This window comes from Pseudomonas koreensis, assembly GCF_025447595.1.
Classification (GTDB): Bacteria; Pseudomonadota; Gammaproteobacteria; order Pseudomonadales; family Pseudomonadaceae; genus Aquipseudomonas; species Aquipseudomonas koreensis_H.
In genome coordinates this window covers 25,281-47,013 of sequence record NZ_JAOEJU010000011.1, presented here as the reverse complement: position 1 = coordinate 47,013, position 21,733 = coordinate 25,281, and the positions used below count along the sequence as shown (strand labels likewise).

Annotated in this window: 23 protein-coding genes; 8 read left to right on the top strand and 15 right to left on the bottom strand. The window is 60.8% G+C overall.

Features of this window, described 5'->3' with window-relative positions; genetic code table 11:
• The first annotated feature begins 106 nt into the window (after positions 1 to 106).
• On the top strand, positions 107 to 1,135 hold the full coding sequence (gene gliR / locus N8H71_RS15130) for an AraC family transcriptional regulator GliR (protein WP_262194610.1): 1,029 nt from the start codon (positions 107 to 109) through the stop codon (positions 1,133 to 1,135).
• On the opposite strand, the gene N8H71_RS15125 is transcribed toward gliR, so the two are convergent.
• From N8H71_RS15125 to N8H71_RS15110, 4 genes are all read right to left on the bottom strand, one after another.
• Positions 1,132 to 1,500 carry a glyoxalase superfamily protein gene (locus N8H71_RS15125; RefSeq protein ID WP_007953815.1) on the bottom strand — a complete coding sequence of 123 codons (369 nt, stop codon included), beginning with the start codon at positions 1,498 to 1,500 and terminating at the stop codon, positions 1,132 to 1,134. The genes gliR and N8H71_RS15125 overlap by 4 nt on opposite strands.
• A gap of 117 nt (positions 1,501 to 1,617) precedes the next feature.
• Positions 1,618 to 3,075 carry a D-aminoacylase gene (locus N8H71_RS15120; RefSeq protein ID WP_262194609.1) on the bottom strand — a complete coding sequence of 486 codons (1,458 nt, stop codon included), beginning with the start codon at positions 3,073 to 3,075 and terminating at the stop codon, positions 1,618 to 1,620.
• A 1-nt stretch (position 3,076) separates the two neighbouring features.
• Positions 3,077 to 3,937, bottom strand: coding sequence for a MurR/RpiR family transcriptional regulator (locus N8H71_RS15115; RefSeq protein WP_262194608.1), 861 nt, complete (start codon positions 3,935 to 3,937; stop codon positions 3,077 to 3,079).
• 15 nt (positions 3,938 to 3,952) lie between these two features.
• A complete protein-coding gene (locus tag N8H71_RS15110; protein ID WP_085608174.1) occupies positions 3,953 to 5,302 on the bottom strand; it encodes a GntP family permease in 1,350 nt (449 codons plus the stop codon).
• Positions 5,303 to 5,442: 140 nt separating this feature from the next.
• On the opposite strand from N8H71_RS15110, the gene N8H71_RS15105 reads away from it, so the two are divergent.
• Positions 5,443 to 5,721 (top strand): hypothetical protein, encoded by a 279-nt coding sequence (locus tag N8H71_RS15105; RefSeq protein ID WP_262194607.1) that lies wholly within the window; start codon positions 5,443 to 5,445, stop codon positions 5,719 to 5,721.
• Positions 5,722 to 5,730: 9 nt separating this feature from the next.
• Here N8H71_RS15105 and N8H71_RS15100 read toward each other — a convergent pair whose 3' ends face one another.
• The 4 genes from N8H71_RS15100 to N8H71_RS15085 all read right to left on the bottom strand — a co-directional run bounded on the left by N8H71_RS15100 (position 5,731) and on the right by N8H71_RS15085 (position 9,051).
• Positions 5,731 to 6,348 (bottom strand): Fic/DOC family protein, encoded by a 618-nt coding sequence (locus N8H71_RS15100; protein WP_262194606.1) that lies wholly within the window; start codon positions 6,346 to 6,348, stop codon positions 5,731 to 5,733.
• Positions 6,349 to 6,491: 143 nt separating this feature from the next.
• Positions 6,492 to 7,385, bottom strand: a complete 894-nt coding sequence (locus N8H71_RS15095; protein ID WP_262194605.1) for an NAD-dependent epimerase/dehydratase family protein — start codon at positions 7,383 to 7,385, stop codon at positions 6,492 to 6,494.
• A 103-nt stretch (positions 7,386 to 7,488) separates the two neighbouring features.
• Positions 7,489 to 8,400 (bottom strand): LysR family transcriptional regulator, encoded by a 912-nt coding sequence (locus N8H71_RS15090; protein ID WP_262194604.1) that lies wholly within the window; start codon positions 8,398 to 8,400, stop codon positions 7,489 to 7,491.
• Between the two features lie 60 nt (positions 8,401 to 8,460).
• The gene (locus N8H71_RS15085) at positions 8,461 to 9,051 is read right to left on the bottom strand and encodes an NAD(P)H-dependent oxidoreductase (protein ID WP_262194603.1); all 591 of its coding nucleotides are present in this window, start codon (positions 9,049 to 9,051) and stop codon (positions 8,461 to 8,463) included.
• A 203-nt stretch (positions 9,052 to 9,254) separates the two neighbouring features.
• Between N8H71_RS15085 and N8H71_RS15080 the strand changes: the two genes are divergently transcribed.
• A complete protein-coding gene (locus tag N8H71_RS15080; RefSeq protein WP_102687323.1) occupies positions 9,255 to 9,569 on the top strand; it encodes a putative quinol monooxygenase in 315 nt (104 codons plus the stop codon).
• On the opposite strand, the gene N8H71_RS15075 is transcribed toward N8H71_RS15080, so the two are convergent.
• Positions 9,559 to 10,323 carry a sulfite exporter TauE/SafE family protein gene (locus tag N8H71_RS15075; protein WP_262194602.1) on the bottom strand — a complete coding sequence of 255 codons (765 nt, stop codon included), beginning with the start codon at positions 10,321 to 10,323 and terminating at the stop codon, positions 9,559 to 9,561. The genes N8H71_RS15080 and N8H71_RS15075 overlap by 11 nt on opposite strands.
• 230 nt (positions 10,324 to 10,553) lie before the next feature.
• Here N8H71_RS15075 and N8H71_RS15070 point away from each other — a divergent pair, with 230 nt between their 5' ends.
• The 5 genes from N8H71_RS15070 to N8H71_RS15050 all read left to right on the top strand — a co-directional run bounded on the left by N8H71_RS15070 (position 10,554) and on the right by N8H71_RS15050 (position 13,476).
• Entirely contained in the window at positions 10,554 to 11,435 is an 882-nt protein-coding gene (locus N8H71_RS15070) for a LysR family transcriptional regulator (RefSeq protein WP_262194601.1), read from the top strand.
• Between the two features lie 45 nt (positions 11,436 to 11,480).
• Complete coding sequence (locus N8H71_RS15065; RefSeq protein ID WP_262194600.1) at positions 11,481 to 12,056, top strand: NAD(P)H-dependent oxidoreductase; 576 nt, start codon at positions 11,481 to 11,483, stop codon at positions 12,054 to 12,056.
• Between the two features lie 51 nt (positions 12,057 to 12,107).
• Positions 12,108 to 12,485 (top strand): MerR family transcriptional regulator, encoded by a 378-nt coding sequence (locus N8H71_RS15060; RefSeq protein WP_262194599.1) that lies wholly within the window; start codon positions 12,108 to 12,110, stop codon positions 12,483 to 12,485.
• A gap of 146 nt (positions 12,486 to 12,631) precedes the next feature.
• Positions 12,632 to 13,141: a flavin reductase gene (locus N8H71_RS15055; protein WP_007953834.1), complete on the top strand. Its 510-nt coding sequence runs from the start codon at positions 12,632 to 12,634 to the stop codon at positions 13,139 to 13,141.
• A gap of 59 nt (positions 13,142 to 13,200) precedes the next feature.
• Complete coding sequence (locus N8H71_RS15050; RefSeq protein WP_007953837.1) at positions 13,201 to 13,476, top strand: helix-turn-helix domain-containing protein; 276 nt, start codon at positions 13,201 to 13,203, stop codon at positions 13,474 to 13,476.
• A gap of 48 nt (positions 13,477 to 13,524) precedes the next feature.
• On the opposite strand, the gene N8H71_RS15045 is transcribed toward N8H71_RS15050, so the two are convergent.
• The 6 genes from N8H71_RS15045 to N8H71_RS15020 form a co-directional block, all read right to left on the bottom strand.
• Positions 13,525 to 14,082 carry a chorismate--pyruvate lyase family protein gene (locus N8H71_RS15045; RefSeq protein ID WP_179692734.1) on the bottom strand — a complete coding sequence of 186 codons (558 nt, stop codon included), beginning with the start codon at positions 14,080 to 14,082 and terminating at the stop codon, positions 13,525 to 13,527.
• 74 nt (positions 14,083 to 14,156) lie between these two features.
• Complete coding sequence (locus N8H71_RS15040; protein ID WP_262194598.1) at positions 14,157 to 14,522, bottom strand: ArsR/SmtB family transcription factor; 366 nt, start codon at positions 14,520 to 14,522, stop codon at positions 14,157 to 14,159.
• Between the two features lie 129 nt (positions 14,523 to 14,651).
• On the bottom strand, positions 14,652 to 16,103 hold the full coding sequence (locus N8H71_RS15035; protein WP_262194597.1) for an efflux transporter outer membrane subunit: 1,452 nt from the start codon (positions 16,101 to 16,103) through the stop codon (positions 14,652 to 14,654).
• Between the two features lie 9 nt (positions 16,104 to 16,112).
• A complete protein-coding gene (locus N8H71_RS15030) occupies positions 16,113 to 19,190 on the bottom strand; it encodes a MexW/MexI family multidrug efflux RND transporter permease subunit (RefSeq protein WP_262194596.1) in 3,078 nt (1,025 codons plus the stop codon).
• A complete protein-coding gene (locus tag N8H71_RS15025) occupies positions 19,187 to 20,287 on the bottom strand; it encodes an efflux RND transporter periplasmic adaptor subunit (protein WP_262194594.1) in 1,101 nt (366 codons plus the stop codon). Before N8H71_RS15025 ends, N8H71_RS15030 begins: the two co-directional genes overlap by 4 nt.
• Positions 20,288 to 20,422: 135 nt before the next feature.
• Complete coding sequence (locus N8H71_RS15020) at positions 20,423 to 21,580, bottom strand: oxidoreductase (protein WP_262194593.1); 1,158 nt, start codon at positions 21,578 to 21,580, stop codon at positions 20,423 to 20,425.
• Between the last annotated feature and the right edge of the window lie 153 nt (positions 21,581 to 21,733).

The window sequence follows — 21,733 nt, the reverse complement described above, 5'->3', positions numbered from 1 at the left end:
GAGTCAAACGTCGCGCAAGCGTCAGCCATTTACTTTAGTCGTGGATTCAAATTACCTTTCAGGGCGCTCATCCGCCCGTGGCGGCCTCGTTCAAGGGAATTCGGTCATGCAATCGCTCGGCTTCACCTCCGTTCCGCCTCTGCTCAAATACCTGCGTCATGCCGAACATCTGGGCCTGGCCATCGAGCCTGCATTGGCGGCGGCCGGGTTGCAGGCGCAGCAGTTGAGCGACAACAGCCTGCGCCTGCCGGGTGAAACCCATGAGCGGTTGCTCGATTACTTTTGCGAACACTCGGGCGATCCGTTGTTCGGTCTCAACGCCGCGAATTTCGTGCTGCCCAACTCCTGGAGCGTGCTGGGTTACATCACCATGAACTGCGCGACACTGGGCGACGCCATGAGCCGCATCATGCCGTTCGAAAAACTGGTGGGCGATATGGGCGTCAGCCGCGCCGAGGTGCGCGACAGCCACGTGCACCTGATCTGGAGCTGCCGCTTTGAACGCCCGCGGATCCGCCGACATCTGGTGGAAAACGTGCTCGGTTCCTGGCTGCAATACGCACGCTGGATTGCCGACACCCAACTGTCGCCGGCCGCCGTGTGGCTGGAACACTCGATCCCGCCGGACACGACGCTGGCGCAATATGAAGCGTTTTTCGAATGCCCGGTGCTGTTCGATCAGCCGTATTCCGCGCTGATCGTGCCGCTGCCGTATTTGCAGTTGCCGTTGCGCCAGGCCGATGCGCATTTGCTGCGCACCCTGGAAGAACACGCGCAGAGTTTGATGGCGACGCTGGAGGATGCCTCGCTGGAACAGCGGGTCAAGAGCATCCTGCGCCAGTTGCTCAAGGAAGGTCTGCCGCGCAAAGAACAGGTGGCCGAACATCTCGCTGTGTCCGTGCGCACGCTGCAACGCCAGTTGCATCAGGCCGGCACCTCGTATCAGCAGATTCTCGATGAGCTGCGCCAGGAACTGGCCGAGCATTATCTGCTCAACAGCACCTTGCCGATTCAGGACATCGCCCAGTATCTGGGCTTCACCGAACCGCGTTCGTTTCACCGCACGTTCAAGAGCCGACGTGGCATGCCGCCCGGCGAGTTTCGGCAGACTCACCGGGTAGCGAACGACAGTTAGAGGCTGATCGCGTTGGTGAACACCAGGCGATTGCCGAACGGATCGGCGATGGTCATGTCCTGGCTGCCCCACGGCATGGCCTGGATGCCCGGGTGCGAGAACTTGTAGTTCTTGGCGACCAACTGCTGCTGGAACGCCTCCAACTCATCGGTCTCGATCCGCAGGGCCGAACCCGGTGTTGCATCGCCGTGGTGTTCGGACAAATGCAGCACACATTCGCCGCGCGAAACCTGCAGGTACAACGGGAAACCGGGTTCGAAACGATGCTGCCAATCGATCTTGAAGCCGAGGAAATCGACGTAGAATTCCACGGCCTTGGCTTCATCGAAAATCCGCAGGATCGGGGTGGTTTTGCCGAAGCTCATGGGTTGCTCCCTGACTGATTGGCCCCAGAGTGTAGCCGGGGTGGATGTCAGCAATTCGGCTTGGTGATGGCTTTCTTTAATTGCAATGTGCCATCACCGTGACACAGTCAGCAAAATTCAACGAAAGCCGTCGCGCAGATCGCCCTGGCGCGCCAGAAACCGCCCGGGTCTCTGGCCGTTGGCCTGACCGTCGCGGTAACTCAACACGCCATTGATCCACACACCGTCGATACCTTGCGCGGCACGTTGTGGGTCGTTGAAATCCGCCACGTCACGCACGGTCGCCGGGTCGAACAACACCAGATCCGCCCAGTGTCCTTCACGAATCTCGCCCCGTTCCTTCAGGCCGAAACGCGCGGCCGACAGACCGGTCATCTTGTGCACGGCGGTGTGCAGCGGAAACAGCCCGACATCGCGACTGAAATGTCCGAGCACCCGAGGGAAAGCGCCCCACAGACGCGGGTGCGGGAACGGGTCTTCCGGCAGGCCATCGGAACCGACCATCGACAGCGGATGAGCAAGGATCCGGCGCACGTCGTTCTCGTCCATCCCGTAGTACACCGCACCCGCCGGTTGCAGACGCTTGGCGGCGTCGAGCAACGACAGGTTCCATTCGGCAGCGATGTCCATCAGGTCGCGACCGCCCATTTCCGGATGCGGCGTCGACCAGGTGATGGTGATGCGGTGGGCGTCGGTGACCTGTTTCAGATCCAGCGTCGAAGAACTCGCCGCATACGGATAGCAATCGCAGCCGACCGGGTGAGTTTTCGCCGCCTCTTCCAGCGAGGCAAGCAACTGCAGACTGCGGCCCCAGTTACCGGCGCCAGCACATTTGAGGTGGGAAATGATCACCGGCGATTGTGCGTGGCGTCCGATACGGAAGGCCTCATCCATCGCCTCCAGCACCGGTTCGAATTCACTGCGCAGGTGCGTGGTGTACACCGCACCGAAGGCATTCAGTTCTTCGGTCAGTTGCATGACTTCATCGGTGGAAGCCGAGAACGCGCTCGCATACGCCAGCCCTGTGGATAAACCGAGGGCGCCCGCCTCCAGGCTTTCACGCAACTGCTCGCGCATCGCGCTGATTTCATCGTCGGTGGCGGTGCGAAACAGATCATCAAGATGATTGCTGCGCAGCGCCGTGTGCCCGACCAGTGCCGCGACGTTCAGCGTGGTGTTGGCCGCCTCGACCGCCGCCCGATAATCGCTAAAGCGCGGATAGACGAACGCCGCCGCCGAGCCGAGCAGGTTCATCGGATCCGGTGGATCGCCGCGCAAACTGACCGGCGCCGCACTGATCCCGCAGTTGCCGACAATCACCGTGGTCACGCCCTGGCTGAGCTTGGGCAGCATTTGCGGCTGGCGGATCACCACGGTGTCGTCGTGGGTGTGCACGTCGATGAAACCCGGCGCCAGCACACGGCCGGCGGCGTCGGTTTCATCGGTGGCGCGGGCCTCGTGCAAATCACCGATGCGCGCGATTCGGCCATCGAGGATCGCCACGTCGGCGGCGTAACCGGGGCTGTTGCTGCCGTCGATGACCAAGGCGTTGCGAATCAGGGTGTCGTACAGCATGTCAGTCTCCCAGCGGCAGGTGATCGTCGCCGCCACGGTATTCGTCGAGGGCGAGTTTGATCCGCCGCAGACGTTCTTGATTGTCTTCAGGATTGGCCAGCGCCAGCTCGGTGGCCAGCACGTCGATGGCGAGCAGCATGCCGTAGCGCGCCGCCGTCGGTTTGTAGATGAACGAGGTCTCGGCGCCTTGCAACGGCAGGACGATATCGGCCAGTTCCGCCAACGGCGAGTCGGCGCGGGTGATGGCGAGAATCCGTGCGCCGTAGTTGCGCGCCAGCGCCACGGTCTCCAGCAACTCCGGGGTGATGCCGGTCAGCGAACAGACGATCACCACCTGCTCGGCGCTGAGGCTGGCGGCGGTGACGCGCATCATCACTGCATCGTGGCACACCGCAATCGGGTAGCCGAGGCGCACCAGCCGCACTTGCAATTCGTCGCTGCACAGGGTCGAGCAACCGCCGATGCCGAATGCGTGAATCATCCGCGCCTGGCCCAGCAGTTTCACCGCATCGGCGAAGCGCGATTCATCGAACGCCGCCAGATGCTGACGCAGGGTGGTTTCGATATCGCCGACGATCTGCCCGTAAAACGCCGACTGTTCGGGCTTGCCCGCCGGGTCGAGGAAACGGCTGCCGACGCCACTGGCCTGGGCCAGTTGCAGGCGCAGATCGCGCAGGTCGCGACAACCGACAGTGCGGGCGAAGCGCGACAGCGTGGCGGTGCTGACTTCGGCCCGCTGCGCCAGTTCTTCGAGGCTGGCGGAGGCGGCAAATCCTACGTCGTCGAGCATCAGACGGGCGATGCGTCCTTCACCGGCGCTGAAGGAATCCTGACGGGCGCGGATCTGATAAAGGATGTCCATGGCGGATAACTCCGACTACAGCAGGTAAGAAAGACCGACGGTCAGGGCGAAAGCGACAACCGAGATCAGGGTTTCCAGCACCGTCCAGGTCTTGAACGTCTGGGCCACCGTCATGTTGAAGTATTCCTTGATCAACCAGAAGCCGCCGTCGTTGACGTGGGAAAAGATAACCGAGCCCGCGCCGGTCGCCAGCACCAGCAGTTCCGGGTGTGGATAACCCAGACCGATGGCCACTGGCGCGACCACGCCGGAAGCCGTGGTCATGGCAACGGTGGCCGAACCGGTGGCAATACGCATCAACGCGGCGAACAGCCAGCCCATGATCAGCGGCGACAGGTGAAATTCGTGGGCCAGGCCGACGATCTGATCGGTGACGCCGGCGTCCACCAGAATCCGGTTCAGACCGCCACCGGCGCCCACCAGCAGGGTGATGCTGGCGGTCGGGGCCAGGCATTCGTTGGTGAACTTGAGGATCGATTCCCGGTTGAAACCCTGCGCAATGCCGAGCGTCCAGAAACTCAACAGCGTCGCCAGCAACAGCGCAATCACCGAGTTGCCGATGAACAACAGGAACTGGTTGAAACCGCTGCCCGGCGTGGAAATCAGGTTGGCCCAGCCGCCGATCAGCATCAACACCACCGGCAACAGAATGGTCGCCATGGTGATACCGAAACCCGGCAGGCTGTCGCGGGGTTCGCGTTCGAGGAATTGTTTTTCCAGCGGGTTATCCGCCGGCAACTGAATGCGCGGCACGATGAATTTGGCGTACAGGGGGCCGGCAATGATCGCCGTCGGAATACCGATGGCAATCGCGTACAGCAAGGTCTGCCCGACCGACGCCTGATAGGCCTGCACCGCCAGCATCGCCGCCGGGTGCGGCGGCACCAGCGCATGCACCACCGACAGACCGGCGACCATCGGCAAACCGACCATCAGAATCGACACGCCAACCCGCCGCGCCACCGTGAAGGCAATCGGCACCAGCAACACGAAACCGACTTCGAAAAACAGCGGCAGCCCCACCAGAAACGCAATGCACACCATCGCCCAGTGCGCGTTCTTCTCGCCAAAGCGCTCGATCAGCGTGCGCGCCATCTGCTCGGCCCCGCCGGACTCGGCCATCATCTTGCCGAGCATCGTCCCCAGCGCCACCACCAGCGCAATGTGCCCCAGCGTCTTGCCCACCCCGGCCTCATACGCCCCCACCACGCCGGACGGCGGCATCCCCGCCACCAGCGCCAGGCCGATGGAAATCAGGGTGATGACAATGAACGGATTGAGCCGGTAACGGGCGATCAGAACGATCAGGGCGATGATGGCAACGGCGGCGTACACCAGCAGCCAATAGCCGAAGGACGGTGTCATGCGGTACTCCTCGAAAGGGTCACGTTCGAATGGGTTGTGAAACTCATAAATCATTTCGAGATCGAGTTTTCAAACGAAGTGAAAGTAATTTTCGTGGAGGGATAAGGGTTGTCGTTTTTGGATATGTCTTGTCGCGAATAATGAAAATCGCGGGGTGGGATTTTCATGACCCGGCTGAAGGTTTCGCCCGGGCCACAAGGTTTTCAACATCAGGCAAGACGCTATACTCGGCTGACGCTTCCTATCGAGTTCCTGACATGACTGCTTCGCGCCGCCGCCCCAAAAAGCTCACTGCCGAAGCGTTGATACGCGCGATTGCCAGTTCGACAGCCATCGAAACGGGTCAAAGCGTTGAATCGATTGAACGCAAGCTGAAGCTCAAGGACAGCAAGTTTTTGCACCTTTCTCTGGCCAAATGAGGTCGTCACTCAAGTCCACAATGCCTGCCGAACCCAATACTCCATGGGTTCGTAATTGCAATTTAGCCCTTGGTTGATTGCCGCAAAATAAGCCTCTTTGTTTCGCTCCCAACTGCTGTAGTCGAGCGGCACATACCCCGCCTGCACCGCCATGACATCGGCCAACAATCGCGACAAGCGCCCATTACCCTCGCGAAATGGATGAATCAGGATGAACTCCACGTGCGTGACAGCGATGGCGTGGATCAGGTTTTCATCTAGGTCAGGCTTGCAGGGTGTGTACTTGGCTAAACAGTCCCTCTCGAAACCATCAAGCAGTCGGGGAATCTGCGGTGCTGCGGCAAAGAAAAAGCCGTCCTTCCCCATATTCACCGCGCGCACATCGCCGGCCCATGAATAGAGATTGCCCAACCAGTGTCGGTGCCACTCTTTCAGGTCCTGAATGGTTAATGGCCGATTTGGCAAATGCTCGATGAGCACGAACTGGTACAACTTTTCCAACAGGATGAGCTCTGCGTCATCCATGTCTTCAGGATCGGTTATCCCTAATTTATTGCTCAGTACCTGTTCGTCGGAGCCTGGTTCATAAGAACTTTGCGAGCCCTCGGCATCATAACGATCAACCATCCTTGCGCCTCCTGATGCCACTGAACATTGAAAAGCGCCGGGTGTTTCTCCCCGATGCCAAGACAAATCCAAAAACACAAACGGCTGCCCAAAGGCAGCCGTTCACAGGTTAGTCGCAAAGCCCTCTCGGGTTTAATCAACCCTCACACCATTTCGTTACGAATCCATTCAACCACCGACGTGCGCTTCGGCGTCCAGCCCAGCAGTTCGCGGGCGTGTTTGCCGCGTACGCGGCTGTTGGAGCCGAGGCCGTAATTGGCCATTTCGTAGCCCCACTCGGCTTCGGCGTCTTTCAGTGGCCAGTCTTGTGGCTCGCCGAGGTTCAGGGCCTGGGCCATGGCGGTGGTCATGTCGATGAACGACGCTTCGCCGCTTTCGACGAAGTAGAAGGTGCCCGGTACGTTTTTGGTCAGGGCCAGCAGGTACAGCGCCACCACGTCTTCGATGTGCACGTTGGACCAGATGTTCTGGCCGGTGCCGACGTGACGCACCACGCCGCTTTTGCGCGCCTGTTTCAGCAGGCGCGGCAGTTGCACGCTGTCGCGATTGACGCCCAGGCTGTGGCCGTAGATCAGCGTGTTGCAGATGACGGCCGAGTTCACGCCGTCCTTCGCTGCGGCGAGGATCAGGTTGTCGATGGCCACGCGTGCGGCCTTGTCGACGGTCGGCTCCGGCAGGTTGTCTTCGAAGTAGATGACGTCGCTGGATTTGCCGCCCGAAGCATCGCCGACGATGCTCGAACCGCTGGTGTGCAGGAACACTTTGTTCGAGCCGCGCAGGGCATCGAGCAAGGCTTCGACCGCGCCGCGATGGTCGCTGCTGGCGGCGTTGATCACGGCGTCGGCGGCGCGGGCCTGTTCGGCCAGCAATGCGTTGTCGTCGAGGGTGCCGATCACCGGGGTGATGCCCAGTGCTTTCAGCTCATTGGCCTGTTCGGCGCTGCGTACCAGACCGGTGACGGTGTGGCCGGCCTGGACCAGGCCGGTGGCGATGGAGCCGCCGATAAAACCGGCGGCGCCGGTGACGAATACGTTCATGGAGAAACTCCCTGCGTGAATAAATGATGGAGCGAGTATCGACCGCTGAGCCCGGTGGAAAAACCCGCCCACAACCAAATCACTGTTGCGCAGGGATCACGAATCAGCCTTTGAAATCGGCGCTGGCGTAAGCCGCCAGTTTGCTCTGGATGAAATCCAGGAAGCACTGGATGCGCAGCGCCAGCTGCGAGTTGCGGTAGTACACCGCGTTGATCGGCTGGCGATAACCGCTGTTGAATTCCGCCAGCAACACCTTGAGGCGCCCGGCGCGAATGTCGTCGATGGTCATGAAATGCGAGAGGCAGGCAATGCCCTGGCCTTCCAGTGCCAGATGCCGAACCGTCTCGCCGCTGGAGGCGCTGATCGCCGGAGTGATCGGCCAGCGGTCACCGTGCACGTAACGTAGCGGCCACTGGTTGAGGCCTTCGTTCTGGGTGAAGCCGAGCAAGGTGTGCTCGCTCAGGTCAGCCACTTCGATCGGCGCACCGTGTTTTTCCAGATAGGCAGGACTGGCGACGATCAACAGCGGACTGCAACCCAGCGAGCGGGCATGCAACGTCGAATCGGCGAGGGTGCCGATGCGGATGGCGACGTCGGTGCTTTGTTCCAGCAGGTCAATGATCAGGTCGTTGCTGTTGAGTTCGAGCTGGATGTCCGGGTACAGCCGACGGAACTCGTCGATGTACGGAACGATGGCGTGGAGCATGAACGGCGACGCGGCGTTGATGCGTAGCCGTCCTGATGGCGTCTGCTGACGGGAAGAGAGGCGCTCTTCGAGTTGATCCATCTGGTCGAGGATCAGCTTGGCCTGCTCGAAGAAATACTTGCCCTCCTCGGTCAGGTCCATGCGTCGTGTGGTGCGGTTGATCAGCGTGGTGTCGAGCTTGGCCTCCAGCCGCGACAGCGTACGACTGACGGCCGACGGCGTCTGCCCGACCTGCTCGGCGGCGGCGGAGATCGAACCGCATTCGATCACGCAGACAAAAATCTGCAACTCATCGGATCTGGCTTTCACGGGTGTCCTCGAATCGAAAGGCCTGCTGCGCAAGCTCAGGCCTTCGATAGTAGCCGAGCGTCAGGCCTTGAGGCCAAACACCTCGGTCAGATGCTGCTCGTAACGCGCCACATCCGCTTCGATGTTCGGGCGTTTCATCACGTCCACACAGAGGAACGTTGGCAGGCTGGTCATGCCGAGAAACTCGTTGGCCTTGTGGAACGGGAAGTACACGGCGTCCACGCCTTTGGCTTCGAAGAAGTCGGTCGGATCATCGAACGCCTGCTGCGGCGCGTTCCAGGTCAGCGACAGCATGTACTGCTTGCCCTGGATCAGACCGCCGCTGCCGTACTTCTGCGAGGAGTCGGAACGGGTGCGGCCATCGCTGGCGTAGAGGCTGCCGTGGCCTTCGGTGAAGACTTCGTCGATGTACTTTTTCACGGTCCACGGTGCGCCCATCCACCAACCCGGCATCTGATAAATGATCACGTCGGCCCAGAGGAATTTGGCGACTTCTTCGGCGATGTCGTAACCCTCGTCGATGAAGGTGGTCTTGACGTCGACACCGCCGCGATCCAGCACGCTCAGCGCGGCTTCGTGCAGGGTGGTGTTGTAGCGACCGTCGGAGTGGGCGAATTTTTTACCGCCATTGAGCAACAGCACTTTTTTCATGGGAGAGCCTCGAACGGATTCCGATACGCAGCGCAGAGCGCTGGATGGAGAAGGGGAAAAATTGAATGGCGGCAGATTAGCGATCCGCCTCGCGCGGAATAAGCACCGATTGCGCAAAATTCATTTGAGTAAAACGCACGAATCGAATGCTGATTGTTGCCGTAGGATTGGCCGCCATCTGAATCTGAATGGAGTTTTTTGCGATGAGCGAACGCCAGGGTTTCATCCTGCACGCCAAGACCCGCCCGGAAAAAGCCGAGGCTTTCGAAGCGTTTTTCCGCGCCTATGTCGAACCGAGCCGCGCCGAACCCGGCTGCATCGAGTACCACATGCTGCGCGACAAGGAAGACCCGAGCCTGTTCATTTTCTACGAGATCTGGGAAAGCCAGGCGCATCTGGACGTGCACTCGAACCTGCCGCACATGCAGCAATTCCTGGCCCAGCGCATGGAATACCTGGAGCGTGATTTCGATATCCGCCCGATTGAAATGCTCAGCGCATCGTCCGCTAGCCGCTGATCAGCAGATGGGCGCCGAGCGCGCCCAGACCGATGAAAAACACCCGCTTGAACAGCACGGCGCTGATGCGCTGACGCAGCCATTGGCCGAGCAACATGCCGAGGACAGCGGGGATCAGCGCCAGCAGCGAAGCGCTCAATTCCGCGCCGCCGAGCGACCCGCGCCAGAGCAATCCGCCGGCCAGTGCCAGGGTCGACACGGTGAAAGACAGGCCCAGCGCCTGCACCAGTTCATCGCGGCTCAAACCCAGTGCCTGCATGTAGGGAACGGCGGGAATCACGAACACCCCCGTGGCCGAAGTGATGACGCCGGTGATCACGCCACACAGCGGACCAAGCCACAGTTCATGGCGGCGACTGACACTCAGCGTTGGCAGGAACAATCCGCTCAGCGCATAGAGCAATAGCGCCGCGCCGAGCCCGCGCACTACCCAATGCCCGCCCGCCATGCCGATCCACAAAGTGCCGACGGCCGTGCCGAGAAAGATCGCCAGCAGCATCGGCCATAAGCGTTTCACCAGCCCGCGCAAATGCCCGCCGAACGCCAGTTGCCAGACGTTGGTGAGGGTCGCCGGAATAATCAGCAACGCCGCAGCCTGCGACGGTGCCATAGCCAGACCGAGCAAACCCATGGCGACGGTGGGCAGGCCGAGGCCGATCACGCCCTTGATCAGGCCGGCGACGACGAAAGTCGCGATCACCAGCAATGACAGGGCCAGACCGAGGTTTTGATAGAAATCTGCGAGTGCGTTCATGGCCACACTTTGCGCCTGCGCGGGTGAACTGAAAATCTGTCATACACTGAGGCAGCCTCTCCCTATACAAGAGGCTTGTTTATTTTTCGCGGCCGCTGGCCTCTTCGCGGGCAAGCCCGCTCCCACAGGTCCGATGTCGAATACAAATTCTGTGTACAACACGAACACTGTGGGAGCGGGCTTGCCCGCGAAGGCGTCGGGACTGACACCACTGATATTGAGGCTGCCCCATGCACTTTGACCTCACCGACCTGCGCCTGTACCTGCACATTCTCGACAGCGGCAACATCACCGCCGGCGCTGCGCGCAGTCATCTGTCGCTGGCGGCGGCCAGTGCGCGGATCCGGGCGATGGAAGCTTCACTGGGCACCGAGTTTCTTGAGCGCGGGCGCCGTGGTGTCACGCCGACGCCGGCCGGCAAAGCCCTGGCGCAACATGCGCGGGTGATGCTGCAACAGGCCGAACGTCTGCAACAGGATCTGGCCGAATACGCCCGCGGCGTCAAAGGCCAGGTGCGTCTGCTGTGTAACACGACGGCACTCAGCGAATACCTGCCGGAGGTGCTGGCGGATTTTCTGCGGGAGCATCCCAATCTCGACATCGATCTGCAGGAGCTGCCCAGCGCTCGCATTACCCACGCCTTGCGTCAGGGCGCGGCGGATCTGGGCATTGTGTCCGACGCGATCGACACCACCGACTTGCAGACCCGAGCCTTTCGCGATGATCCGCTGGTGCTGATTCTGCCTTTGGAACATCCACTGTCTGACGCGACCGAAGTCAGCTTCAACGACGCCCTGCGTCACGACTTCATCGGTCTGCACGCCGACAGTGCGCTGGCGGTGTACCTGGAGGAACAGGCCCTGCACAGCGGCTCGCGGATGCAGATCCGTATCCGCGCCGATGGCTTCGACGGGGTGATGCGCATGGTGGCCCGAGGTGCCGGTCTGGGTATCGTGCCGCTGGCGGCGGTTCAGCGCGCCACGCCGCAAGCCTTCAAGACCCTACCGATGAATGAAGGCTGGGCCAGGCGCAAACTGTTGCTGTGCGCCCGCGACTTCGCCGCCCTCCCCGCCTATGCCCGTGCGTTGCTGGATGCCTTGACTCTGCCCTGAGGGGCAGACTTTACCCTTGGGGTTTCTTCCTCAGGGGCAGTCATGATGGGCAAGCGGATTCTGCTGATTCTCGGCCATCCATCCAGCGTAAGTTTCTGCGCGGCACTGGCCGGACGCTACGCTGAATCGGCCCGCACAGCCGGGCACGAAGTGCGGGAAATCGCCCTCGGCCAACTCGATTTCGACCCGATCCTGCGCGAAGGTTACCGTCAGGTTCAAACCCTTGAACCGGATCTGCTCCAGGCCCAGGCCGACATCCTTTGGGCCGAACACCTGACGCTGGTGTACCCGATCTGGTGGGGCGGGATTCCGGCGCTGCTCAAAGGTTTTTTCGACCGGGTCCTGCTCCCTGGTTTCGCTTTCAAATACCGCGAGGGCAAAGCGTTTCCCGACAAACTCCTGCACGGTCGCAGCGCCCACCTGCTGGTCACCATGGACACCCCACCCTGGTATTACCGCTGGATCTACCGCATGCCCGGCTTGCATGAAGTGCGCAAGACCACGCTGGCGTTCTGCGGGATCGAACCGCGCCGGACGCAGACCTTCGGGCCGGTGCTCGGCGCCAGCGACCATCAGCGCGAAACCTGGCTGAAGCAGGCCGGATCGATTGCCCGCCATTGAGTTTTCCGCTATTGGTGCGCATGCCCGCTGACGGAGAAAAGGGATTTGCACATGTACATCGGCCAGGCCGCACAGCGTTCGGGAACCACGATCAAAACCATCCGCCATTACGAGTCGATCGGCCTGCTGCCCGAGGCCCCGCGCCAGGGCAAATACCGGGTCTACGACCCGCAGACGGTCGAACTGCTGAGCTTTATCAAATGCGCGCAGGCCCTGGGTTTTCGCCTCAGGGAATTGCAGGCGATCTTTGCCGGCCAACCGGAATTGACGCCCTACGAAAAAGCCCGCCGCGCGATTGCCGACAAGCAACAGGAGATCGCGGTGCAGCTGCTGAAACTCAGCCGACAGAAAGAGGAATTGAGTGCGCTGGAGGCCAGTCTTGAACACGCGCAACAGCAATGCCTGTCGAGCGTATCGACCGCAAAATAAGCACAAGGAATAGCTTGCAAGGTACGTATACATACGTACTATATCGCCAGAGCGAACGTGTTGCCCGATACCCGTTTTCGCACAACGACAACGGACAAGGAAGAACGGATCGGCTCCATTAAACCTACATGGAATGAGGTGACGCGATGGTTGATTCAACGGAGTTTCGTAATGCAATGGCGATGCTGGGGAGTGCCGTCACCATCGTCACGACCGATGGCCCTGCGGGGCGTTTCGGCTTTACCGCATCGGCGGTTTGCAGCGTGACGGATTCACCGCCGACGCTGCTGGTGTGCGTCAATCGCTCTTCGTCCAATCACGAGCATTTCAAGACCAATGGCGTGCTGTGCGTGAACGTCCTGACCGGCGATCACCAGTCGACATCAGGTGCATTTGCCAATCGGCAGTTGAGCATGCAGGAGCGTTTTTCCAGCGTGAATTGCCAGACCCTCAAGACCGGTTCGCCGGTGATCGAAGAGGCGCTGGTGAGCCTCGATTGCCGGGTCAGCAAGGTCGACGAGGTCGGCACCCACAGCATCTTCTATTGTGAAATCCTCGAACTGCAGCAACACAGCGAGGCCACGGAAGGCCTGGTCTATTTCAACCGCAGTTACTACCGTCTGAACGACGAACTGCGCCTGGCACCCGAGCAGTGATCCAGACACCCGCCGCCCTCGGCTGAAGCCGGCCGGCGGGTCATGACAGGGATGTAACCATGCTATTCAATGAAGACAACTTCGCGGATATCGACCTGAACCTGATCATCATTTTCCTGGTGCTGTTCCGCGAACGCAGCGTGTCACGCACGGCCGAGCGCCTGCACGTCAAACAACCCGCCATCAGCGGATCGCTGGCACGGCTGCGCAAGCGGTTCGATGATCCGTTGTTTCTGCGCTCGTCGCGAACCATGCGCCCGACCTCGAAAGCCGAGCAACTGGCGCAAGCGCTGACGCCGGCCATCAAGCAGATCGAAGCGGTTATCCGGCTCTGAAAAAACGGCAAAAAAACCTGCGGGATTTCACTCCCGCAGGTTTTTTTGTCAGGCCGACTTGAGCGCCTGAGCGTACTCGACCCGAGCCCAGAACGCCGGCAGAAAGCACTCGCTGACCAGCAGCGCCGAACCATTGCGGGTGAAACGCGAACGCCGGGCCAACAGACGTTTGGCCTGTGGCGCGAAGCGATAGGACAGCGCCGCCAGCGGTGCGCCGGGGGACAGCAAGGCGCACTGGAAAGGCTCGCGCAAGGTCTGCTCCGAGGTGTAGAGAATCTCGGCCAGCGGTCGACGGCCATAGCCGTTCAGATCCGCCCAGTCACCATTCAGCGCCGGCACGCTGGTCAGGCTGCGCGCGGTGACGCAGGCCTCGCCATCAAGCTTCATCACCACTTCGCGCACCCAGCCGAGGGTGGCCGGCGGAACGTTCAGCGCTTGCGCTTCTTCAGGATTGAGCGGGCCATGGGACTGCTCGACGACTTCGATTGAATAATCGCCCATGGCTTTCAGGCGTGGGGTCAGTGCCCCGGGCAAAAACAGCCAGTGATGCTCGGAGCCGGTCAATTCCGACAGCGGTCGCGATGACCAGTAATGACTTGTATCCATACCCGCTCACACCTTCCTGGTGATGGTGAATTGTTGGTTGCCGTGGAAGGCCAACCCTTCACCGGCGGTGTCTGTCACTCGGCTCCGTTTTCTTCGGTCACTTCGTGTTTGCTGATGACGCTGATGGTCTGTTCATCGGTCTTGACCGCCGACAGCAACGAGTCGAGCAATCCCGGAAAACGCATGTCCATGTCTTCACGACGCAGGGACAGCAGGTTTTCCCGACCGTAAGGGCGCTGCCAAATCAGACCGCTGTCGCGCAGCACCCGCCAGTGGTGGGTCATGGTCGACTTCGATGCACCCTTGAGGATCCGGCCGCATGGATGTTCCTGGCCATCGGACAACACTTTCAACACGGTCAGGCGTAGCGGGCTTCCCAATGCGTTCAGCACATTTTCCAGAAGGATCTGATCCTGATTGGGATGATTCGGGACGTTCATAGGTAGGTACCCTTGATGATATAGGCGGGAAAAATCCGGCTTGTATTCGTCTATACGAGAACAGTAAGACTATACACAAGATGCTTTTTCCCCGCGACAGCCGCCCCGAGGGCGGCGTCCCGGAAAACACTACAAATCGCTGCTCTGCGCTGTCTCCAGCGCGGGCGCCTGGAACCCGCCGCCCAGCGCCGCCATCAACGAAACCGAGCTGTCGATGTGCTTGCTGTTGAGGAAGGCCAGACGCATTTCATCCTGAATCAATTGTTGCTCGATGTTCAGCGCATCGAGGAACGTGTCCTCCCCGGCCTTGTAGCGCGACTGCGACAGATCGTAAGACGACTGCGCGATCGAACAGGCATCGCGCTGCACGACGATTTGCTGCTCGAAAGAACGCAGTTGAGTCACCGAAATCGCCACTTCGTGCAGGGCCGAATTCAGCACCCGGTTGTACTGCGCGATCGAGCTGTCGAGTTCGGCATTGCCGGCCTTCAGATCCGAGCGCAGACGTCCCGCATCGAAGATCGGCAGCGACACCGTCGGCGCCACGTTCCAGAACTTGCTGACCCCGGCGAACAGCGCATCGCCGGTCAGCGCATGCGAACCCGCCGCTGCCACCAGATTGATGTTCGGGTAGAACGTTGTTTTCACCGCCTCGACGTTTTTAGTCTCGGCCTCCACGCGCCAACGTGCGGCGACGATGTCCGGACGACGGCCCAATAGTTGAGCCGGCAACTGCGCCGGCAAAGCCACCACACTGGCTTGCAGATTCGATGGTCGCTCAAGGGTGTGCGCACGGTCGACGCCCTTGCCGATCAGCGCCGACAGTTGAAGACGAGCAATTTCGATGTCGTCGTTGGCGCCGATCAGGGTCGATTCCGAACGCGCCTTGAGGCTCTCCACCTGCTTGAGTTGCGACAGGTTGTCGAGGCCCGAGCCGTAACGTGAATCCGTCAGGTCCACCAGTTTGCTCAGGCGTTCCAGATCCCGTTGATTGAGCTCCGAGACCCGCCACGCATACGCCAACTGGTTGTAAGCCTTGACCACGTTGACCGCGAGAATCAGCCGCGACGATTGCAGGTCGACTTCCGCGGCTCGTGCGCTGTTGAGCGCCGATTCCCAGGCGGCACGCTGGCCACCCCAGAGGTCGAAGGTGTAGCTAAAATTCACCGCCAGATTGCGTGCGGTGAAGTACTTGTGTCCCTCGCCGCTGTAGTCCTCGAAGCGCGACAGCCGACCGCGAGTGACACCCGCCGACGCGTCCATTTCGGGATAACGCTCGGCGTCACGCAGGTCGAGAAAAGCGTTGGCCTTGGCCACCCGGGCAGCGACTTCCTGCAAATCCGGATTGCTGGCATACGCCTCTTCGATCAGCGCGCCCAGACGTGGATCACCCAGCGACGTCCACCAGTCCGAACGCGGCCATTGAGCCGGCGGCAATTTGTCTTTCAGGCTGTCGGACGGCGCATCGCCGACCGCCAGCAATTTGCCTTGATGATCGATCCCGGCGTAGTTCACACAACCGGCCGCCAACAGGATGGACGCCGCCAGCGGCGCCAGCATCAAACGTGTAATCGAATGCATGTCACGTCCTCACAGGATGGGTTGCGGCACACCGGCCGGTTCGGCTTCGGGTGCGTGGCTCGGTTGCTTGATCGAACTGAGCAGCGTGTACACCGACGGCAGAATGAACAGGGTGAACAAGGTGCCGATCAGCATCCCCACCACAATCACCAGGCCCAGGCCGAAGCGGCTGTTGGCGCCGGCACCGCTGGCGAACAACAGCGGCGCGAGGCCGACCACCATGGCAGCGGTGGTCATCAGGATCGGCCGCAGACGCACCTGCGCGGCGTGCTGGATCGCTTGCACGCGGTCCATGCCTTGCTGGCGCTGCAACTCGTTGGCGAACGCGACCATCAGGATCCCGTGCTTACTGATCAGACCGATCAGCGTGATCAGGCCGATCTGGGTGTAGATGTTCATCGAAGTCATGCCCAGCGCCAGCGGCACCAGGGCCCCGCAGATCGACAACGGCACGCTGATCAGGATGATGAACGGGTCGCGGAAGCTCTCGTATTGCACGCTCAGCACCAGGTAGATGATCACCAGGGCCAGGCCGAAGGTGAACGCCAGGCTGTTGCCTTCCTGCACGTATTGGCGGGCGTCGGACTGCCAGTCGAAACTGAAGCCGGCCGGGAAACCTTCCGATTGTTTTTGCAGGAAGCCCACGGCATCGCCCAGGGTCACGCCCGGCGCCGGGATGGCCTGGAACGTGGCAGAGTTCTGCTGGTTGAACTGGGTCAGGCGATTCGGCTCGACCTTGACGCTGAGGGTGGCCAGTGTCGACAGCGGCACCGGATTGCCCTTCTGGTCCTTCACGTAATACAGCTTCAGGGTTTCCGGGGTCAGGCGATCCGCCGACACCGACTGCGGAATCACGTCGTAGGAGCGGCCGTGGAACGAGAACCGGTTGACGTACTTCTCGCCGATCAGGCTGTTCAGCGTCTCGCCGATGTCCTGCATGCGGATGCCCAGGGCGTTGGCCTTGGCCCGGTCGACCTGGATTTCCACCACCGGGTTGTTGAAGTCCAGATCACTGTCGACCACCGCGAACAGACCGCTGGCTTGCGCCGCCTGCTTGAGCTGATCCATCACGTTGTACAGCGCCAGGTATTCCTGATCGCTGCGGATCACCATCTGCACCGGCAGACCACCGGTGGAACCCGGCAACGGCGGCATCTGGAACACGAAAATGCTCGTGCCTTCGATCTGGTTCACCCGCGCCTGCAAGTCGGGCTGGATGGTGTTGGCATCGCGGCCGCGTTTTTCCCAGTCCACCAGGTTGATCCCGCCGACGCTGTTGGACAGGCCGTCGGAACCGTTCGCCACCCAGTTGCTGTAGCCCTCGGGAATTTCGTTGAAGGTCTTGTACAGCTCGTGGGCGTAGGCCTCGAGGTAATTCAGGTTGGCGTGCTGCGGCGCCTTGATCGCGGTCAGCAGGATGTTCTGGTCTTCCAGCGGCGCCAGTTCGGTCTGCGCCGAGCGATAGAGGAACGGCAGGCTGAAGAAGATCACCAGCGCCACGCTCAGGCTGATCCAGCGACGGGACAGCGAACCACCGAGCAGCGCGCCGTAACGACGGGACAGGTACTGGAAGAAACGGTCGGCCTTGACGGCCATGAAGCCTTCGCTGGTTTTCGCGTCCAGCAGACGGGTACTCATGATCGGCGACAGGGTCAGTGCGACGATGCCGGAAATCACCACGGCACCGGCCAGGGTCAGTGCGAACTCCTTGAACAGCGTGCCAGTGAGGCCACCCATCAAACCGATCGGCGCGTACACAGCTGCCAGGGTGAAGGTCATCGCTACCACCGGCCCGGCCACTTCACGGGCGCCGATCAGTGCGGCGTCGAACGGCGTCTTGCCCTCTTCGATGTGACGGTGAACGTTTTCCACCACGACGATGGCGTCGTCCACCACCAGCCCGATGGCGAGCACCATGGCGAGCAGTGTCAGCAGGTTGAGGCTGAAACCGAACATCTGCATCAGAATCGCCGCGCCGAGCATCGACAGCGGGATCGTCACCAGCGGAATCAGCACGGTGCGGAACGTACCCAGGCACAGGTAAATCACCAGCACCACGATTACCAGCGCTTCGAGCAGGGTGTAGCTCACCTCGTCGATCGACGACTGAATGAAGTGCGCCACTTCGAACGGGATCTGTACGGTCACGCCCGGTGGCAGGGTTTCCTGGATCTGCGGCAGCAATTCGCGCACACGCTTCACGATCACCAGCGGGTTGCCTGTCGGCGCCGCGTCCAGACCGAGGAACAGCGCCGGCACATCGCTCATCGCACCACTGGTGTCGGTGGAGGCAGCGTTCAGTTCTACAGTGCCGACGTCTCGCACACGGATGATGTGGCCGTTGTCGTTGCGCAGCACCATGTCGCGGAAATCTTCGACGCTGTTCAGGTCGGTGTTGACCCGCAGGTTGCTGACCACGTACAGGCCTTTGACCTGACCGGGAGCCGCCTGGAAGTTGTTGCCCTCGATGGCCGCCGACACGTCCTGCCCGGTCATGCCGTAACCGGCCAGACGCTGCGGATCGAGCCACAGGCGCATGGACAGTTTCTGCTCGCCCATGATGTTGATCTTGGCCACGCCTTCGATGCCGGCGAACATCGGTTCGACGACGCGGGAGATGTAGTCCGACATCTCCGGAATGGTCAGGTTGGAACTGGCGAACGCGACGTAGGCCACGCTGGTAAAGCCACCGGAAGTACGCTCCACCACCGGGTCGTAAGCGTCCTTCGGCAAGCGATATTTGATCTGGTTGACCTTGGCCATGACCTCGGTCAGCGCCGCGATGGAGTCACTGTTCAGTGCCATGCGGATCGTCACCTGGCTGCGGCCCTGGGTCGAGGTCGACGACAGATAGTCGATGCCTTCAACCGAGGCCACGGCCTGGCTGATCGGTTGCGTGACGAAGCCTTGCATCAGTTCCGAAGAGGCGCCGGGATACTGGGTCGTGACCGTGATGGTCGACGTTTCCAGCATCGGGTACTGGCGGATCGGCAGGTTCATCAGCGCGCGCACCCCGAACAGCAGGATCAGCGTGCTGACCACCACGGCCAGCACCGGGCGGCGAAGAAAGAGGTCGGTGAAATTCATTTTTCCAGCCCACTGAGTTTAAGAGCAATCGTGTCCGGGACACCTTCCACCGCCACGCCGTCGTGGAGCTTGAGCTGGCCGGACGTCACCACTTGCACGCCTTCGGTCAGGCCCTTGTCGACCACCGCCCAGCCATCGCGGCGCTCGCCGACCTTGATGCTTTCGCGCTTGACCTTCTGCACGCCGGCCTCGTCGGTGTAGACGGAGAACACGCTCTCGCCGTAGGCGTTGTAGGTGATCGCGGTTTCCGGAATCAGCAGCTCGGCGGTCTGCGGCAGGGTCACCGAGACCCGTGCGTACATGCCGGGACGCAGGCGTTTTTGCGTGTCGGTGATGACCGCTTGAACGTTGATGGTGTGGGACTGGTTGATCTGCGGGTCGACCGCCACGATCTTGCCGGCGAAGGTCACATCACCCCAGGCATCGACCTTGGCTTGCACGATCTGGCCCAGTTGCACTTGCGAACCGTCGCGTTCGGCGAGGGTGAAGTTGACGCGCAGCAGACCCGGATCGGTCAGGGTCGCCACCGCGCTGCCGGCTTGCAGGTATTGGCCCAGATGCGCCTGGCGAATGCCGAGGGTGCCGGCGAACGGCGCGCGGATATGCCGTTGGGCGATCTGCGCCTGCATGCGCTCCATGTCGCCTTTGGCTGCGTCGTATTGAGCGCGGGCACTGTCGAAGGCGCGACGGCTTTCGGCGCCGGTCTTGGCTAGTTCCTGAACCCGGGCAAACTGCGCCTTGGCCGATTCGTACTCGCCTTTCAGGCGTACCAGTTCGCCTTGCTCCGGCGCGTCGTTGAGCTTGAGCAGCACTTGCCCCGCCTTCACTTCATCGCCGGACTCGAAATCGATGTCCACCACTTTGCCGCTGACTTCAGCCGACACCAGCACCTGACGCTGGGCTTCGAGTTTGCCGATGGCTTCGAGGTAGTAGGTGTAGGGTTGTTTCTTGACCACGGCCAGACCGACCCGGGTGCTGGGGATCCGTTGTTCGGCCGCCGCCGGTGGCGGCGACCAGAAACGCCACCCCAGTGCAGCGGACAACACCACCACAAGAACAATAAAGATCAGCGACTTGATAATGTTTCGAGCAAGCATGTGGCACTCCCTTGACTCTTTGCTGCGAGCACAAAAGTTTGAGTTTTAAGAAAATAAAGGTGCAACTTAAGGCGGGCGCGTTATCGATCCCTGTGAACTTTCACTTGTAAACGCGCCCGCTTTATTTATCCGCTGTTACGCCGCGGCCAGTACGTTGGTTTTATCCAGGTAGTACTTGCCGATACCGTGCAAGTTCAAAGGCGAAAGCGTGAAGTGCTTCGAACCAGTGTGGATATCGCGGAAGCAACGCTCCAGGAAGTGCGACTTGTAAACGGCTTTGGAACCGGCCATCGAATAGATCTGGTTGACCGCATTGACCGAGTTCTCGGTCAGCACCGAGGCTGCCAGGCCGACACGGGCGCTGACCGGTTCGCCGATGGTTTCACCCCGGTTGATGACCTGGTGGATCGCATCTTCCAGCAGCAATTGTGCGGTGTGCACCGAGGAGATGGCGCGGCCGGTCTTCTCGAAGATCACCCCTTCCAGACCCGGATCGGTGTTCACGGCGCGGTCGTTGCGGAAATGATCGACCGCCGCCCGGGCCACGCCCAGCACGGTGGACATCGCCGCCAGGGTGCCGAATTCGTAGTAACCGGTGGCATAGGCCCGGGAGCTGCGCGCTTCGGGGGATTGCTTGAGGGTTTCGACGTCCAGCGAGAAGGACTTGTGGACGATCACATTGGAGCACTGGAAGTGATGGCTGCCGGTGCCGCGCATGCCCAGGGTGTCCCAGGTCGGCAGGATGGTGCACTGGCTGGCGGGGACGAAGAACATCCGCACTTCCGGGGTGGTGTTGTTTTCGGTGCCTTTGACCGTGGCGGTGCAGACCAGCCAGTCGGCGTGGGCCGAGCCACTGGCGAACGCCCATTTGCCGCTCAGCAGGTACTCGTCGCCCATCGGCAGCGCTTCGCCACCTGAGTGGATGGCGCCGATCACGAAACCGTCGCAGTGGTTGTAGATCGCTTCGGAAGTGGCTTCCGGCAGGTAATCCGACAGGCGCCCCATCGCCACTTGCACCGCCAGCTGCCAGGACAGCGAGGCGTCAAACCGGGCGAATTCCAGCAGCAGGGCCGAGGTGGTCTGGATATCGACCTGGGATCCGCCAAACGCCTTGGACACCGAGGTGCGGCCAAAACCCTCCTTGAAGAATCGGGACATCACATCCTTGTGCGTCGCATTTGTCTGCTCGCTGTAATCGCGGTGCTGAATAATCAGCGGATTGAGTGCACGCACCTTCTCGAGCCATTCATTGGATTCGGAGGGAAGGCTGTTCCATTGCATTAGATTTTTCATAACGGCTCCTAGCTATTATTTATTTACGATCAGCAGACGAAAAAACAGACAGAACTTTTTATTGTTGTTAAACCCCGATAAAAATGTACGTCTACAGTCGTACATTTGACAAGCACTATTATCAGACTTCTTTCATTTCCCAATAAAAGAGCA

Coding starts and splice junctions, on each gene's coding strand:
- N8H71_RS15095 (WP_262194605.1), bottom strand. CDS start 7,385: ATGAACGTATTCGTCACCGGCGCCGCCGGTTTTATCGGCGGCTCCATC.
- N8H71_RS15085 (WP_262194603.1), bottom strand. CDS start 9,051: ATGAAAAAAGTGCTGTTGCTCAATGGCGGTAAAAAATTCGCCCACTCC.
- N8H71_RS15055 (WP_007953834.1), top strand. CDS start 12,632: ATGGTTGATTCAACGGAGTTTCGTAATGCAATGGCGATGCTGGGGAGT.
- N8H71_RS15105 (WP_262194607.1), top strand. CDS start 5,443: ATGAAAATCGCGGGGTGGGATTTTCATGACCCGGCTGAAGGTTTCGCC.
- N8H71_RS15120 (WP_262194609.1), bottom strand. CDS start 3,075: ATGCTGTACGACACCCTGATTCGCAACGCCTTGGTCATCGACGGCAGC.
- N8H71_RS15070 (WP_262194601.1), top strand. CDS start 10,554: ATGCACTTTGACCTCACCGACCTGCGCCTGTACCTGCACATTCTCGAC.
- gliR (WP_262194610.1), top strand. CDS start 107: ATGCAATCGCTCGGCTTCACCTCCGTTCCGCCTCTGCTCAAATACCTG.
- N8H71_RS15080 (WP_102687323.1), top strand. CDS start 9,255: ATGAGCGAACGCCAGGGTTTCATCCTGCACGCCAAGACCCGCCCGGAA.
- N8H71_RS15065 (WP_262194600.1), top strand. CDS start 11,481: ATGGGCAAGCGGATTCTGCTGATTCTCGGCCATCCATCCAGCGTAAGT.
- N8H71_RS15100 (WP_262194606.1), bottom strand. CDS start 6,348: ATGGTTGATCGTTATGATGCCGAGGGCTCGCAAAGTTCTTATGAACCA.
- N8H71_RS15030 (WP_262194596.1), bottom strand. CDS start 19,190: ATGAATTTCACCGACCTCTTTCTTCGCCGCCCGGTGCTGGCCGTGGTG.
- N8H71_RS15050 (WP_007953837.1), top strand. CDS start 13,201: ATGCTATTCAATGAAGACAACTTCGCGGATATCGACCTGAACCTGATC.
- N8H71_RS15060 (WP_262194599.1), top strand. CDS start 12,108: ATGTACATCGGCCAGGCCGCACAGCGTTCGGGAACCACGATCAAAACC.
- N8H71_RS15115 (WP_262194608.1), bottom strand. CDS start 3,937: ATGGACATCCTTTATCAGATCCGCGCCCGTCAGGATTCCTTCAGCGCC.
- N8H71_RS15035 (WP_262194597.1), bottom strand. CDS start 16,103: ATGCATTCGATTACACGTTTGATGCTGGCGCCGCTGGCGGCGTCCATC.
- N8H71_RS15075 (WP_262194602.1), bottom strand. CDS start 10,323: ATGAACGCACTCGCAGATTTCTATCAAAACCTCGGTCTGGCCCTGTCA.
- N8H71_RS15020 (WP_262194593.1), bottom strand. CDS start 21,580: ATGAAAAATCTAATGCAATGGAACAGCCTTCCCTCCGAATCCAATGAA.
- N8H71_RS15125 (WP_007953815.1), bottom strand. CDS start 1,500: ATGAGCTTCGGCAAAACCACCCCGATCCTGCGGATTTTCGATGAAGCC.
- N8H71_RS15110 (WP_085608174.1), bottom strand. CDS start 5,302: ATGACACCGTCCTTCGGCTATTGGCTGCTGGTGTACGCCGCCGTTGCC.
- N8H71_RS15045 (WP_179692734.1), bottom strand. CDS start 14,082: ATGGATACAAGTCATTACTGGTCATCGCGACCGCTGTCGGAATTGACC.
- N8H71_RS15025 (WP_262194594.1), bottom strand. CDS start 20,287: ATGCTTGCTCGAAACATTATCAAGTCGCTGATCTTTATTGTTCTTGTG.
- N8H71_RS15040 (WP_262194598.1), bottom strand. CDS start 14,522: ATGAACGTCCCGAATCATCCCAATCAGGATCAGATCCTTCTGGAAAAT.